The following is a 15,057-nucleotide window of genomic DNA, read 5'->3' as shown; positions in this document are numbered from 1 at the left end:
GTTGAACAATTTAAACAGACGAAGGGGAAAGGATTATAAAAAATGATACGAATTTTCGCTCTATTAATAATGGTGATTCCTGGAGTTTTGGCAGGCTACGGCATTAAATTAATGCGTGACATGCTCTTCGGTATTCTTCAGGCGCCTTTTCCAAACCTATGGCTGCAATTCACTTCCGGTCTGCTTTTATTTGCCGGAGGATTAAGTTTTGTCGCAGGATTTATTTTTTACCGTGACCGCAAACGAAATAAAGTGCAGAAAAAATTTCAGAAAAACAAAAGAACCCCGTTAGTTTGAGATAAACGGGGTCAAATTATTTCTTTTTTAACGATAAAGCTTTTTCGGGATAATCCGTGAAAAATCCTGCACACTGTGCTTTAAAAAGGAATTGCATTGTCGGCTCATCGTTGACAGTAAAAGGACGAACTTGGATTCCGTTAGCCTGAGAATGGAAGATGACATGCGGGTCAGCAGCATAATGAACAGGATGGATTGCTCTTGCTGAAAGTGTCTTAGCATAATTCCACGGTTCAAACAGCCTTTCGCTTAAAAGAGCTGCCGTTTCCAGTTCATTTGAGATTCTATGACACAGCATTAGGCTTTCATGATTAAAAGATGAGAGAATGACTCGATTTTGCAGCTTGTGAGTGAAAATCAGCTGTATCACCTTTTCTTCAAGCTCCTGATATTGAATTCGGTCATTTTTAAGTTCAATATTCAGGAGAAAATCTGAAGAACTGCTCCATACCAGCACTTCTTCAAGTGATGGGATAAATGCTTTTCCTGAGTACTCAGGAAAAAGATAGCTTGCATCAAGGCTTTTAAGCTGCGAAAAGGTTAAGTCCTTTACAAAACCTATGCCATTTGTTGTACGATCAACCGATTCATCATGAATGACAACAGGAACTCCGTCCTTTGAGAGGTGAACATCTAATTCAATTCCATCTGCACCTGATTCAATCGCTGCCTTAAAAGAAGGCATCGTATTTTCAGGACAGGTACCTGCAGCACCGCGGTGTCCAAATATTTTGGTCAAAAACATCACCTATCACCTGTTTCATTATTTTTAGAAAGGAGCATGAAAGACCTATGAGACCACTTCCAATATCCGCTGAAACAGCAATAAAGCTTGCTGAGGAACTAAACGTGCCGATTGAACAAATTATGCATATGCCTCAGCATATCCTTCTTGCTAAGCTCGCTGAAATGCAGAATAAGAAAGACAATAAAGAGTAAAAAGGCAAAGAACCCAATTTCCGTTGATTGGGTTCTTTTTTTTCATCCAGCTTCTAAGATTCTATCGCTCTCAAGAAGCTTTATGCTCTAAACGCAATTTGTCCGCGACCATTGCGATGAATTCAGAATTAGTCGGTTTAGCTTTAGACATGCTTACTGTATACCCGAATAAAGAGGAAATGGATTCAATATTCCCGCGGCTCCATGCTACTTCAATTGCATGACGAATAGCACGCTCGACGCGGCTTGCTGTCGTATTATATTTTTTGGCGATATCAGGGTACAGTACTTTTGTTATAGAACCGAGCAGTTCAATATCATTATAAACCATCGAAATGGCCTCTCTTAAATATAAATAGCCTTTAATGTGAGCAGGAACGCCAATTTCGTGAATAATGCTTGTAATGTTCGCATCAAGGTTTCTTCCTTTATTTTCTGACTGGGATCGGAGAGAGGAGTTCGATCTTGAAAGAATCGGTGCTGCTGATTTTCCGCTGACTTGGCGAATATGATTGACCAGGTTTTCCATATCGAAAGGTTTTAAGATGAAATAAGAGGCACCAAGGTCAACTGCTTTCTTCGTAACATCTTCCTGTCCAAAGGCTGTCAGCATGATGACGTTAGGCTGTTTGGATTTTTCCATTTCCCTCACTTTTTCTAAAACAGCAAGTCCGTCCAGATGAGGCATGATAATATCCAAAACAAGCACATCAGGGTCTTTATCCTTTAACATATTCAGACACTCTTGTCCGTTATATGCAATGCCAAGCACTTCCATGTCTTCCTGACTTGAAATAAATTCATCCAAAAGCCCCACTAACTCCCGATTATCATCAACGACACACACTTTTATTTTCTTCAATTAAGCTTCCTCCTCAGTCTTCATTTCCCGCTTAAATCGATAGTATCTCTATACATCATTCTAAATGAGAATTTCGACAATGCAACAAAAATTCCTCTTATTTTTTTTGAAAAATACCAAAAAAATGAAATATCTAAATTTTTCTTCAATTCCCTCACGATTTCGACGTTTTGCGCTATTTTACATTTCCAAGGTTAAACAGTTTTGTCGAAAAATCTTCTTTCATTTATTTTACCTAATTATGAACGATAAATAAAGCCAAAAAAATAGCTGTTAAGAAACTTGTCTCAACAGCTAATTCATCAGCTCGCTTTTTTTGTATCTTTATGATAAATATCAATGCCCGCCTCGCTCAGCATCCACTCGATATGAACGCCATAACCTGAAGTTGGGTCATTTACAAATACATGTGTGACGGCTCCTATCACTTTTCCATTTTGAATAATCGGGCTGCCGCTCATCCCTTGAACAATTCCGCCTGATTTCGCTAAAAGCGTCGGATCGGTAATCTTTATAACCATCCCTTTTATAGCAGGAAACTTTTGAGGTGTTGAACTGACAATTTCCACATCAAATTCTTCCACTTTGTCCTGATCGACAACCGTCAAAATGTGAGCTGGACCTTCCTTTACTTCGTTGGATAAAGCGATTGGCATCGGCTTATCATAAAGACCATTTGACATATCCTCATTCAGCTTGCCAAATATTCCGAATGGGCTGTTGCGGGTAATATTTCCGATCACTTGACGGTCGCTTGAAAACCTTGCCAGTTTTTCACCTGGATTTCCGTTGCTTCCTTTTTCAATCGAGGTCACTGTTGATCTTACAACTTGGCCATCCTGAACGACTATCGGCTTTTTCGTATCCATATCGGAAATCACATGGCCTAGAGCCCCATATTTTTTTGAATTAGGATCATAAAAAGTCATGGTCCCAATTCCGGCTGCAGAGTCACGTATATATAAACCAATTCGATACGCACGTTCATTTTCATCTTTAAGAGGAACTAATTTCGTTTCAATTTCTTTATTTTCTCTTGATATGACTAAATCCAAAGGCTTGCCTGTTTTTCCAGCATCCTGAATAAAAGGTGTTACATCACTCATGTTTTCAACTGTAGAGCCATTTATCTTTTTAATTATATCTCCGACTTGAACACCTGCAATTTCGCCAGGTGATTTTTTACCTTCGGCTGTTTTAATTTGATGATGACCTACAACCAGAACACCAAGCGTATTCAGTTTTACACCGATTGATTGGCCGCCTGGTATGATTTTAAAATCTTCAAGCACTTTTACATTCACTTTTTTAATCGGAATTCCGGCTAGATCAAATACTATTTCACCAACTCCGCTTTGCTTGCCTTCAATCTGAAGGGATTCAGCGCCAGTTTTAATAGAAAAAACATGTTCTGAATCGCCCGTGTTAGCACCAGCCTGCAGAGATGTTTCCATTGATAATTGCTGATTTACAAATACGGTTAAAGAATTTGGCAATTGAATGTATTCTTTAACAGGTTTTACAAATCCTAAACTCATTAAAGAAACAAGGAGAATACAACCAATTATTTTTCTAATTTTATCAAAGCTCAAATATACACACTCTCCTCGCTCCTGACACCACACCAATACATTGGCTACATTCATTAATTTTGCCTTCTGAAGGCGCATTTATAACTGATATAAAAAGAAAATGTTGCTGATTTGACGTATAACGTGCTTAATGCCCATAAAAGCGGAAGGGATTGAATCCTTCATCCGAATAAATCCGGTCTGTATAGCCGACAAAAAAAAATACTGCCGATGATGGCAGTATTTACAGGCTCTTGACCGCATCAGCAAGAGCGAGCAGTTCTTTTGCATGCTGTTTTGTTAAATCCGTTACTTCAACGCCGGCAATCATCCTGCCGACTTCCTTTATTTTTTCCTCTTCCAAAAGAGGTTTTACGCTTGTTTTGGTTCTTCCTTTAACCGTTTCTTTTGAAATGAAAAGGTGTGTATCGGCCATTGCAGCAACTTGCGGAAGATGTGTAATACAAAGTACTTGCGAACCGACAGAAACTTTATAGATTTTTTCTGCAATTGCCTGGGCAACACGGCCGCTGACACCTGTGTCCACTTCATCAAAAATAATCGAGGTGACCCCCTGATGCTTTGAAAAGATGCTTTTCATTGCAAGCATGATTCTTGAAAGCTCTCCGCCCGAAGCAATTTTAGAAAGCGGCTTTAATGGTTCTCCAGGATTTGTCGATAAGTAAAATTCCGTTTCATCCACACCATTTTCACCAAATTTTGCAGGGACACCATCGATTTGAGGAGCATCCTTGCTACCTTCCCTAACGCCGAAAACAACTTCAAATTTTGTTTTTTCCATATATAATTCTTTCAGCTCCCGCTGAATTTGCTTCGTCAGCTCGGCGGCACTTTTTTTCCGGACGGCTGTCACGTTTTTTGCTTCAACGATAAGATCTTTCACAAGGCTGTCTAACTCATTTTTCAGCTTGAACAAATGACTGTCTCGGTTTTGGATCGTATCGATTTCCTCTTCAATTGCAGCTGCATATTCAAGGATTTCTTCAACATCCTGTCCGTATTTTCTTTTGAGATGCGTAATTTCGCCAAGTCGTGTTTCAATTTCATTCAAACGCTCCGGATCAAATTCCAATTGATCGAGCTCATTTCGAATCTGAAAGGATAAATCCTCAAGCATGTAATAGCAGTTCGAAATGGTTTCGGACATTTCTTTCAGCGAGTCATTAATAGCTGATACCTCTTCTAATTGACTCATGGAATGTCCAATATAATCGAGCCCTCTTTGTTCGCCGTGCAAAGCATTATAGCTGTTTTGAAGTGATTCAAATATTTTTTCAAAGTTGGATATTTGGCTTTTTTCCTCCATAAGCCTCTCATCTTCTTTGATTTTCAAATCTGCCTTTTCTATTTCTTCAAGCTGAAATTGAATTAAGTCAAGCCTGTGGGCCATTTCCTGTTCATTTTCAGACAGCTGTTTTATTTTTTTTACGAGCTTAGCATATGTATTGTAAATTTCTCTGTATGAAGCAAGAGCATGATTAATTTTTCCGGAGCCGAACTGATCGAGGAGCTTCCAGTGATTTTCTTCGTTCATAAGCTCCTGATTATCATGCTGTCCATGAATATCAATAATCATTTGTCCGATTTCCCTAAGAATTCCAATGGTTACAAGCTTCCCGTTAATACGGCAGATGCTTTTTCCCGAGGATGAAATGTCGCGTCTTAAAACAATCATGCCGTCGCTGGTGTCGATTCCAAAATCATTGCATCTGTCTATACATGGATGTTTTTCATCATCAAGTAAAAAAAGACCCTCCAACTCAGCACGTTTCTCCCCGTAACGAACAAATTCAGATGAGCCTCTTCCGCCGACAAGTAAATGGACGGCATCAATGATAATTGATTTCCCTGCTCCGGTTTCTCCAGTAAGTACTGTCAGCCCTTTCTCAAAGGAGACAGTCAATGATTCAATGATTGCAAAGTTTTTTATTGAAAGTTCCGCTAACACAGCGCCGGATCCCCCCTCAAATGTTCCATTATTACAGCATATCTAGAAAACGCTTGGAAATAGTCGCAGTATCCTCTGGCGAACGGCAAATGATGAGAATCGTATCATCTCCGCATATGGTGCCCAAGATCTCATTCCAATCAAGATTATCAATTAATGCCCCAATGGCGTTTGCGTTGCCCGGCAATGTTTTCATGACAATGTTATGCCCTGCTGAATCAATTTTTACGAAGGCATCCATTAAAGCCCGCTTCAGCTTTTGCAGCGGATTAAAACGCTGATCTGCCGGAAGGCTGTATTTGTATCTTCCGTCTAGCATAGGCACTTTAACTAGATGAAGCTCTTTTATATCCCTTGAAACAGTGGCCTGTGTCACGTTGAAGGCAGCTTCCTTAAGCATGTCCACTAACTCATCCTGAGTTTCAACTTCATTATGAGTAATCAGCTCGCGGATTTTTATGTGTCTTTGACCTTTATTCATTAGGCACCCCTTGTTATCTGTATGTTTATACTGAATATGTTATATGATATCTGCAAAAAAGTACACGTTTTTGTCGAAGTGTGTGTTCTTATTTTAATCAAAACAAACAGGAATAATAGCTGCTCTATTATTCCTGTTCCGATTTTTTGCTCTTTAGTTCATCATGGGCTTTTTCAACTACACTGTCGATTGTATTTGGCAGCCTCATTGTCCCAGACTCGTCTGATCCATTCCAGCGCAGATGCAGCAGGAATTCAATGTTGCCGTCTCCTCCTGTTATTGGAGAAAAAGACAGGTTACAGCAGTCATATCCTTCTTTTAACGCAAAATCAGTAATATATTCCAAAACCAGTCTATGCGTTTTTGGTTCTCTGACAATCCCTTTCTTGCCCACCAGTTCCCTTCCTGCTTCAAACTGAGGTTTAACAAGAGCGATGCAGTCACCGCCGGCAATAAGAATTTTTTTAAGTGCAGGCAAAATTAATTTCAGAGAGATAAACGAAACATCTATGGAAGCTATTTCAGGCAGCCCTTCCGTAAAATCAGCAGGAGTGGAATATCTGAAATTTGTCCGTTCCATCACAACTACCCGTTCATCCTGACGAAGTTTCCACGCAAGCTGATTATAGCCAACATCAAGGGCATATGACAGCTTGGCCCCATTTTGCAGGGCACAATCTGTAAATCCGCCAGTTGAAGATCCAATATCAAGGAGAATTTTATTTTCTACGGTAAGATCAAATTCCTTTAATGCTTTTTCAAGCTTCAATCCGCCCCGGCTTACATACGGCAGCATATTGCCCTTAATGGTAAGGTTCAGGGCCGGATCCACTTTCTCGCCCGGCTTTTCAACTCTTTCTTCATTTGCATAAACAAGTCCTGCCATAATGGCGCGCTTAGCTTTCTCTCTCGTTTCAATCAGCCCTCTTTCAACGAGGAGAATATCAATTCTTTCTTTTTTCGAACTCATTCACTAAACCCTTTTCTCTTTCGCTTTTGATATGCTTAATATCCGTCTCTCTGCGTGAGCAGCTGTTAAACCTATTTCATCCAGCAGTTTACTTACGCTGCCATGTTCAATGAAACGGTCAGGAATGCCCATTCGGTCTATAACGGCATCTGAATGGCCTTGCTCTTGAGCAAACTCAAGCACTGCACTTCCAAATCCACCTTGCAGAACAGCCTCTTCGATTGTCAGCACCGGCAATTTTTCAGAAAAGATCTGTGAAAGCATGGCATAATCAAGTGGTTTGATAAACCTTGCATTGACAACACGGACTGAAATGTCTTTTTCCGCCAGGCTTTCTGCAGCCTGCATAGCCATTTCAATAGTGGTGCCGAATGTCAGAATAACAGCATCTGTACCCTCTCTGATTACTTCCCAAGTTCCAATAGGAATTTCTTTTAACTCATCATCCATTTTCACGCCAATTCCATTTCCTCTCGGATAACGAAGCGCTATTGGCCCATCATTGTATTTCAGCGCGGTATAGACTAAATGCTGTCCTTCATTTTCATCTTTAGGCATCATGACTACCATGTTCGGCAAATGTCTCAAGAACGCGATGTCAAAAACACCCTGATGCGTCTCTCCATCAGCACCGACTAATCCCGATCGGTCAATTCCTATGAATACATTCAGATTTTGACGGCAAATATCATGAACAACCTGATCGTAAGCACGCTGAAGGAAGGTTGAATAAATGGCCAAAAACGGTTTCATATCTTGTGTTGCAAGACCTGCAGCTACAGTTGTTGCATGCTGTTCTGCTATTCCTACGTCAAACATTCGGTCAGGAAACTCGCTTGCAAAGCCCTCAAGCTTCGAACCGACGGGCATAGCCGGTGTAATTGCAACGATACGATCGTCTTCCCGCGCCATTCTTCTAACTGTCTCACTGACAAGACTGCTCCATGCAGGACCTGCTGTTTCACCCTTTACAAAATCGCCCGTTTCAATCTTATATGGGCCAGTTCCATGCCATGTTCCAATTTTATCTGTTTCTGCAGGCTGGTAACCCTTGCCTTTTTTTGTGATGACATGCAAAAGTACAGGTCCTTTTGTTTTCTTAGCATACTGCAGATTTTCAAAAAGATCATCATAATTATGTCCATCCACAGGACCAAGATATGTAATACCAAGCTCCTCGAAAAAGATGCCTGAAACAAGCATATATTTTAAGCTGTCTTTTACTCGCTCGGCAGTAGCTGCAAGCTTTCCGCCAACTGCAGGGATTTTCTTGAGAATATATTCAAGCTCATCTTTAACCCATTGATATTTGCCGGCAGTTCTTAATTTTCCAAGCACATTATGAAGAGCACCGACATTTGGTGCGATAGACATCTCATTATCATTTAAAATAATAATCATATCTTTTTGTTCATGTCCGATATGATTAAGCGCTTCGAGAGCCATTCCGCCGGTCAGGGCGCCGTCCCCGATAATCGGCACGATATGATCTTTCGTTCCCTTTAAATCTCTTGCAATGGCCATTCCCATTGCTGCAGATAAAGAAGTGGAACTGTGTCCTGTTTCCCAAACATCGTGTTCACTTTCGTTGCGTTTAGGAAATCCGCACAGACCCTGATATTGTCTGATTGTATCGAATTCGCATGCCCGTCCAGTCAATATTTTGTGAACATACGATTGATGCCCGACATCCCACAGGAATTTATCATTTGGGCTGTCAAATATTTTATGCAAAGCAATTGTCAGTTCAACAACACCGAGGTTAGGACCGATATGCCCGCCGCTGACAGAGAGCTTCTCAATTAAAAATTTACGGATTTCAGCACTCAATTGTTCGAGTTCATTATTTGATAGCTTTTTAAGGAATGAAGGGTCTTTAATGGATAACAGATCCAAATGGATCACTCACTTTCAGTTCATTTTCTACTTGGTTCTTTTAGTTTAAAATAGCCGCTAACACAGCTGTGATAACGGCGACATTTGCAGCATTTCATGAAATTCTTTATTCATCCTGATATCCCGCGCTGTTTGGAAGAGATATGTATAAAATATGGTGTAAGTATAACATACCGTTATAAAAACCTCAATTTGATGGTGTACTATAACAGATTGAAGAGATATTCATGCAGTTGGAAGAACGGAATGGAGGGAAAAAAACCGTTTAAAACCAAAAACGTGACAATCAGCTGTCACGTTTTTGAATTAATGATCTCTTGAAGCAATTAAATCGCATAATTCTTCAAGTAAGCCCGATTGGATATTTATATTTGCCAAAATGGCTTTAGCATGGCTGATGTGATCTTCGAGTTTCTGTTTTGCACCTTGTAAAGTCAGCAGTGATGGATAAGTTGTTTTTTTATTTGTTTCATCCGATCCGACAGGTTTTCCTATTTTAGATTGCTGGCCTTCAATGTCTAAAATATCATCCTGAATTTGAAAAGCAATTCCAATGTGATAAGCAAACTCACGCAGCTTGTCGATTTCATCATTGGATGCTTCAGCTAAGATTGCTCCTGCGATAATGCTAAAAGCCAATAGTTTTGCCGTTTTGTGTTCATGAATATACTCTAATTCTGAGAGCGGCAGGTTTTTTGCTTCTCCCTGCATGTCTGCCACCTGACCGCCAACCATTCCTTCAATGCCTGAAGCTTTTACTAATTCACTGATCAGTGCAAGGCGTTTCTCCGCAGAGATGTCCTGCTGATCGGCTATAAGCCCAAAACTGTGGGTCAGCAGCCCGTCTCCTGAAAGAATAGCGAGCGCTTCTCCGTATACTTTATGATTTGTTGGTTTTCCCCTTCTCAAATCATCATCATCCATTGAGGGAAGATCATCATGAATGAGGGAATATGTATGAATCATCTCCACTGCACAAGCAGCAGGAATACCAATCTCTTCACGCTTTCCAAAAGCATTCAGAACAGCTAATACCAGAGCTGGACGAATCCTTTTGCCTCCGGCGCTCAGGGAATAAATCATCGCTTCCTTTATAGAAGAAGGAGCTATAAGGCCGCTGACGTATAAAGGCAATTTTTCCTCAATTAATTCTTTTTTTGAAGAAAGAAAATCTTCTAGAGACTGCTTCATTACTCTTCCTCCTGCAGATCAAACGGAGCAAGCTCTCCGTCCTCGCGGAGAATCTGATCCATTTGCTTTTCAACCGTCTGCAGCTTGTCATGGCAAATTTTTGAAAGCTTCATCCCGTCTTGAAAATAAGCAATTGCTTTCTCTAAAGGCACATCGCCCTCTTCAAGCTTTTCAACTATTTGTTCGAGCTCTTCCATAGCTTGTTCAAAAGTAGCTTCTTTTTTCTCACTCATAAGCTTTTCTTTCCTCCACTCCTGTAACTTGGCAATTAACCTGCCCGTCCTGCATTTGAATGTGAAGTTTATCACCGGGTTTGACTTGTGAGATGCTTTTCACGAGATCTTCGTCCTGATAAGCAATGCTGTATCCGCGCTCCATTATTTTCAGCGGGCTCAGTGCGTTCAGGTTTGCGGCCATTGACTGAAATTCAGTCTGTTTTTGACGCAGCAGAACGGACATGTCTCTAGTCATTTTCTTAATTAATTGCTGATGCTTCTCTTTTTCGCGATGGATTTGTTCACGGGGATGCAGACGGTATAACCGGTTTTTTAATTGATCATATTTGTCCTTTTTCAGCTCAATGGACCTGAGGCTTTCTTTTTGCAGTGACTCTACTAAATCATCGAGCTGCTGTTCCTTTTGCTGATACAGCTGCTTCGGATATTTGAAGGCATATGACTTTTGGTAGTAGGCCAATTGCTCTTTTTTCGCTGAAATTTTTTCCTGCATAGCACGAAGCAAACGTGTTTGCCTATTGGTTGTCCTCTCCAGCAGCTCTGCAAAATGCGGCACTGCAAGTTCTGCTGCTCCCGTTGGAGTAGGCGCCCTTAAATCTGCAACAAAATCTGCAATTGTATAATCCGTTTCGTGCCCGACGGCTGAAATGACCGGAACACTGGAATTGAATATCTCTCTTGCAACCATTTCTTCATTAAAAGCCCATAATTCTTCTATGGAACCACCGCCGCGGCCAACAATCAGCACATCCAGATAGCCTAATGCATTTGCCTTTTTAATTGCTTTGACAACAGATGGGCCTGCATGAATTCCCTGCACAAGGGCAGGCAGAATAATGACTTTTGCAGAAGGATAACGGCGCTTGATCGTAATTAATATGTCCCGGATTGCTGCTCCAGTTGGCGAAGTAATAACACCAACTGAGGAAGGATATTTAGGAATCGGCTGTTTGTGCTTTTGATCGAAAAGCCCTTCTTGCTCAAGTTTCTTTTTCAGTTCCTCATATGCCAGATACAGGCTTCCTATTCCGTCAGGCTGCATTTCTTTCACATACATCTGATAGTTGCCGCTTGGTTCATAAACAGAAATTTCGCAGCGCAGCAGCACTTTCATGCCATTTTCAGGCTTGAATTTAAGCGATGAATTTTGACCGGCAAACATAACGGCTGCAATTCGCGCCCCTTCATCCTTTAATGTGAAATACATATGGCCTCGGCTGTGCATTTTAAAATTCGAAAGTTCACCCTTCACCCAGATATCCTTCAGGTGGGGATCGACATCAAACTTCCGTTTAATATACTTTGTTAATGCCGTAACTGTCACATGCTTGATTTCACTCATTGCGCAGGACTCCTTTAAAGCTGTTTACTTCCCTGCCGTTTAACAGCTGAAATTCTTGCTGATTTTACGACATTGTGAGCAAGCATTGTAATCGTCATCGGACCTACTCCGCCCGGAACTGGCGTAATATGACTCGCTATTTGCTTCGCATCTTCAAAGACGACATCTCCGCACAGCTTCCCTGTCTCAAGTCTGTTCACACCAACATCGATAACTGCAGCATTCTTTTTTATGTGCTCGCCTGTTATGAAATTAGCTCTGCCCACAGCTACAACCAGAATATCAGCTTGCTTAGTTACTTCCTTTAAATTTGGAGTTCTTGAATGACAGTAGGTAACTGTTGCATGCTCATTCAAAAGAAGTATGCCTACTGGTTTTCCGACGATATTACTGCGTCCTACTACTACAACATGTTTACCGGCAATTTCAATGTCTGAAGATTTTATCATTTCTACGATTCCTGCAGGTGTACACGGCAAAAATGTATCTTCACCGATCATCATTTGTCCAATATTCAGAGGATGAAATCCATCTACATCTTTTGCAGGAGAAATTTTTTCAATGACTGCTTTTTCATGAATATGATCCGGCAATGGAAGCTGTACAAGAATACCGTGGCAGCTTTCATCAAGGTTATATTTCTCAATCACATCCAGAAGTTCATTTTCTTGCATTGTTTCAGGAAAATGTTCAAGCGTGAATGCCACGCCAATTTCTTCTGACGCTTTCTGTTTTCCTTTGATATAAGAAATAGAGGCTGGATGATCGCCTACTAAAATTACGACAAGTCCCGGCACGACACCTTGCTCTTTTAATTCTTTCACTTCTTGTGCAAGCTGTTTGCGTTTTTCCTGTGCTAATTCTTTTCCGCTGATAATTGATGCTGTCATTGTTTTGTTCCTCCTTTAATGTGATTGGTTATTTTTCAATCGTTTGTTTAATGTTCGAGAGGACACCATTAATAAACTTCGGTGATTGGTCATCTCCAAAAGTTTTTGCGAGTTCAATTGCTTCATCAAGAGTTACATTGACTGGAATTTCTTCAATATAAATCATTTCGTATACCGCTAGGCGCAATACAGATCGATCTACATTTGCAAGTCTCTCTAGCTTCCATTTCACTAAATGAGGTTTAATTTGTTCATCAATCTCTGACATATGCTCAATTGTTCCAAGAACAAGAGCTGTCATGAACTCATCCAGTTCTTCCCCATCAAGCGCATGAGACATCGCTTCTTTTGGTTCAATATCACTTACATCTATTTGAAAGAGTGCCTGCAGCGCTTTTTCCCTTGCTAATCTTCGTTTCATTTATTCTTGCTCCTTTATGTACAAAAATGTCGAAATGTCATAAAAAGATAATACCATATTTCACAGACAGAAGCACATCGTTAATAACGTTTTCTGGTGAAATACCGAATAAAAAACTTCACATACATTTTATTATTCGTAGTTAATCAAATGTTCAATCTATTTAAGCAAAAAAAAACCAAAGGAAGATCTCCTCTGGCTTTACATTTCCTGGTCAATTTCAATTTCCTGAGACTTTGTTTCAAACTGAATTCCAACTACATGGATGTTGATTTCATTGACTTCAAGTGCAGTCATGTTGTATAAAGCTTGTCGCGTATTATCCTGAATGCGCTGAGCAACTGTAGGAATTGAAACTCCGAACATCATGACACAATATACATCAATCGTAATTCCTTCTTCTGAAAGATCAACTTTTACACCTTTTCCGTGATTCTTTTTCCCTAAACGCTCAACTACGCCAGATGCGAAGTTGCCTCGCATTTGAGCAACGCCTTCTACTTCGGAAGCTGCAATCCCGGCAATAACCTCAATGACCTCAGGAGCAATTTCAACTTTGCCAAGACCAGTTTCTTCATGAGTCATTTCAAGTAATTTGTTTTCTTTCAAGAATCAGCACCTCCAATAATTTTCAAGCTTCCATTACTTTATGGATTTCTAAAAATTTCGTATTAAACTCTCCTGAAACAAACGTTTCATGTTCAAGCAGCTTTTGATGAAAAGGAATCGTTGTTGAAATCCCTTCAATCACAAATTCACCCAGGGCGCGTTTCATTCTCGCGATTGCTTCCTCCCGCGTTGCACCATACGTAATCAGTTTCGCAATCATCGAATCATAGTATGGCGGAATTGAATAGCCCGGGTACACTGCTGAATCTACTCTAACACCCAGTCCGCCGGGCGGCAAGTACATGTCTATTTTACCTGGTGATGGCATAAAATTCTTCTCCGGATTCTCTGCGTTGATCCGGCATTCGATAGACCAGCCATTGAAGACCACATCTTCCTGTTTAACTGACAGGGCAGATCCTGATGCTACTTTAATCTGTTCTTTGATCAAATCAATGCCGGTTACCATTTCAGTCACGGGATGCTCTACTTGAATACGTGTATTCATTTCCATGAAATAAAACTTATTTTCAAGATAATCAAAAATAAATTCTACCGTTCCCGCTCCTGTATAGTTTACAGCTTCTGCTGCTTTAACAGCGGCTCTCCCCATGATCTCGCGCATTTCCGCCGACAAAGCAGGAGAAGGTGTTTCTTCCAGCAATTTTTGCAGCCGGCGCTGAATTGTGCAATCTCTTTCACCTAAATGAATGACATTGCCAAGCGAATCTGCCATAACCTGAATTTCCACATGTCTGAAGTCCTCAATGTATTTTTCAATATAAACTCCAGGATTTCCAAAAGCAGTTGCTGCTTCCTGCTGAGTAATTTGAATGCCTTTTATCAGCTCTTGTTCCGTTTTTGCAACGCGGATTCCTTTTCCGCCGCCGCCTGCTGTTGCTTTGATTATAACAGGATACCCGATATCATTCGCAAGCGAAACAGCGTCGCCTGAATCTTTAATAATTCCCTGTGAACCTGGAACAATTGGCACTCCCGCTTTTCTCATCGTTTCCCTTGCAACATCCTTGGTTCCCATTTTTGAAATCGCGTCAGCGCTTGGTCCTACAAAGATTATGTTGCATTCCTGACACAGCTCTGCAAAGTCAGCATTTTCAGCTAAAAACCCGTAGCCCGGATGGATTGCATCACTGCCTGTCAGTGTTGCAACACTAATAATGTTCGTGAAATTCAAATAGCTGTCTTTTGACGCTGTCGGTCCGACGCAAAATGCTTCATCAGCCAGCTGAACATGCAAAGAGTCTCTGTCTGCTTCTGAGAAGACTGCAACCGTCTCTATTCCAAGTTCTTTGCATGCCCGAATAATCCGAACCGCAATTTCTCCTCTGTTTGCTATAAGCAATTTCTTAATCATAGTTTCTC

General features: G+C 40.7%; 16 protein-coding genes. 2 read left to right on the top strand and 14 right to left on the bottom strand.

All coding sequences use genetic code 11. The annotated features are described in order from the left end of the window. The first annotated feature begins 42 nt into the window (after positions 1-42). Positions 43-297, top strand: coding sequence for a DUF2627 domain-containing protein (locus QFZ72_RS09985; protein ID WP_307432547.1), 255 nt, complete (start codon positions 43-45; stop codon positions 295-297). A 16-nt stretch (positions 298-313) separates the two neighbouring features. On the opposite strand, the gene QFZ72_RS09980 is transcribed toward QFZ72_RS09985, so the two are convergent. Continuing rightward, positions 314-1,036, bottom strand: a complete 723-nt coding sequence (locus QFZ72_RS09980; RefSeq protein ID WP_307432545.1) for a glycerophosphodiester phosphodiesterase — start codon at positions 1,034-1,036, stop codon at positions 314-316. Positions 1,037-1,089: 53 nt separating this feature from the next. Between QFZ72_RS09980 and QFZ72_RS09975 the strand changes: the two genes are divergently transcribed. Continuing rightward, positions 1,090-1,236, top strand: a complete 147-nt coding sequence (locus tag QFZ72_RS09975) for a YycC family protein (protein WP_223436582.1) — start codon at positions 1,090-1,092, stop codon at positions 1,234-1,236. A gap of 70 nt (positions 1,237-1,306) precedes the next feature. On the opposite strand, the gene spo0A is transcribed toward QFZ72_RS09975, so the two are convergent. The 13 genes from spo0A to accC all read right to left on the bottom strand — a co-directional run bounded on the left by spo0A (position 1,307) and on the right by accC (position 15,049). Further along, the gene (gene spo0A, locus QFZ72_RS09970; RefSeq protein WP_070876669.1) at positions 1,307-2,098 is read right to left on the bottom strand and encodes a sporulation transcription factor Spo0A; all 792 of its coding nucleotides are present in this window, start codon (positions 2,096-2,098) and stop codon (positions 1,307-1,309) included. A 302-nt stretch (positions 2,099-2,400) separates the two neighbouring features. After that, the gene (gene spoIVB, locus QFZ72_RS09965; protein WP_307432540.1) at positions 2,401-3,690 is read right to left on the bottom strand and encodes a SpoIVB peptidase; all 1,290 of its coding nucleotides are present in this window, start codon (positions 3,688-3,690) and stop codon (positions 2,401-2,403) included. Between the two features lie 223 nt (positions 3,691-3,913). Further along, positions 3,914-5,638 (bottom strand): DNA repair protein RecN, encoded by a 1,725-nt coding sequence (recN, locus tag QFZ72_RS09960; RefSeq protein WP_307432537.1) that lies wholly within the window; start codon positions 5,636-5,638, stop codon positions 3,914-3,916. A gap of 31 nt (positions 5,639-5,669) precedes the next feature. Beyond that, positions 5,670-6,119 carry a transcriptional regulator AhrC/ArgR gene (gene ahrC, locus QFZ72_RS09955; protein WP_223436595.1) on the bottom strand — a complete coding sequence of 150 codons (450 nt, stop codon included), beginning with the start codon at positions 6,117-6,119 and terminating at the stop codon, positions 5,670-5,672. 127 nt (positions 6,120-6,246) lie between these two features. Further along, positions 6,247-7,089, bottom strand: a complete 843-nt coding sequence (locus QFZ72_RS09950; protein ID WP_307432534.1) for a TlyA family RNA methyltransferase — start codon at positions 7,087-7,089, stop codon at positions 6,247-6,249. A 3-nt stretch (positions 7,090-7,092) separates the two neighbouring features. Continuing rightward, a complete protein-coding gene (gene dxs, locus QFZ72_RS09945; RefSeq protein WP_307432531.1) occupies positions 7,093-8,985 on the bottom strand; it encodes a 1-deoxy-D-xylulose-5-phosphate synthase in 1,893 nt (630 codons plus the stop codon). 306 nt (positions 8,986-9,291) lie between these two features. Then, on the bottom strand, positions 9,292-10,176 hold the full coding sequence (locus QFZ72_RS09940) for a polyprenyl synthetase family protein (RefSeq protein WP_307432529.1): 885 nt from the start codon (positions 10,174-10,176) through the stop codon (positions 9,292-9,294). Then, complete coding sequence (locus QFZ72_RS09935; RefSeq protein WP_307432527.1) at positions 10,176-10,409, bottom strand: exodeoxyribonuclease VII small subunit; 234 nt, start codon at positions 10,407-10,409, stop codon at positions 10,176-10,178. Before QFZ72_RS09935 ends, QFZ72_RS09940 begins: the two co-directional genes overlap by 1 nt. Continuing rightward, positions 10,402-11,754 carry an exodeoxyribonuclease VII large subunit gene (gene xseA / locus QFZ72_RS09930; protein ID WP_307432524.1) on the bottom strand — a complete coding sequence of 451 codons (1,353 nt, stop codon included), beginning with the start codon at positions 11,752-11,754 and terminating at the stop codon, positions 10,402-10,404. Before xseA ends, QFZ72_RS09935 begins: the two co-directional genes overlap by 8 nt. 14 nt (positions 11,755-11,768) lie before the next feature. After that, complete coding sequence (folD, locus tag QFZ72_RS09925; RefSeq protein ID WP_307432521.1) at positions 11,769-12,644, bottom strand: bifunctional methylenetetrahydrofolate dehydrogenase/methenyltetrahydrofolate cyclohydrolase FolD; 876 nt, start codon at positions 12,642-12,644, stop codon at positions 11,769-11,771. Positions 12,645-12,672: 28 nt separating this feature from the next. Continuing rightward, complete coding sequence (nusB, locus tag QFZ72_RS09920; RefSeq protein WP_307432518.1) at positions 12,673-13,065, bottom strand: transcription antitermination factor NusB; 393 nt, start codon at positions 13,063-13,065, stop codon at positions 12,673-12,675. Positions 13,066-13,266: 201 nt separating this feature from the next. Then, entirely contained in the window at positions 13,267-13,674 is a 408-nt protein-coding gene (locus QFZ72_RS09915) for an Asp23/Gls24 family envelope stress response protein (protein WP_307432515.1), read from the bottom strand. 22 nt (positions 13,675-13,696) lie between these two features. Then, the gene (accC, locus tag QFZ72_RS09910; RefSeq protein WP_307432512.1) at positions 13,697-15,049 is read right to left on the bottom strand and encodes an acetyl-CoA carboxylase biotin carboxylase subunit; all 1,353 of its coding nucleotides are present in this window, start codon (positions 15,047-15,049) and stop codon (positions 13,697-13,699) included. Positions 15,050-15,057 lie beyond the last annotated feature (8 nt).

Source organism: Bacillus sp. V2I10 (assembly GCF_030817055.1).
Classification (GTDB): Bacteria; Bacillota; Bacilli; order Bacillales; family Bacillaceae; genus Bacillus_P.
The sequence above is the reverse complement of the archived record's forward strand: the minus strand, read 5'-3'. Positions and strand labels throughout refer to the sequence as shown.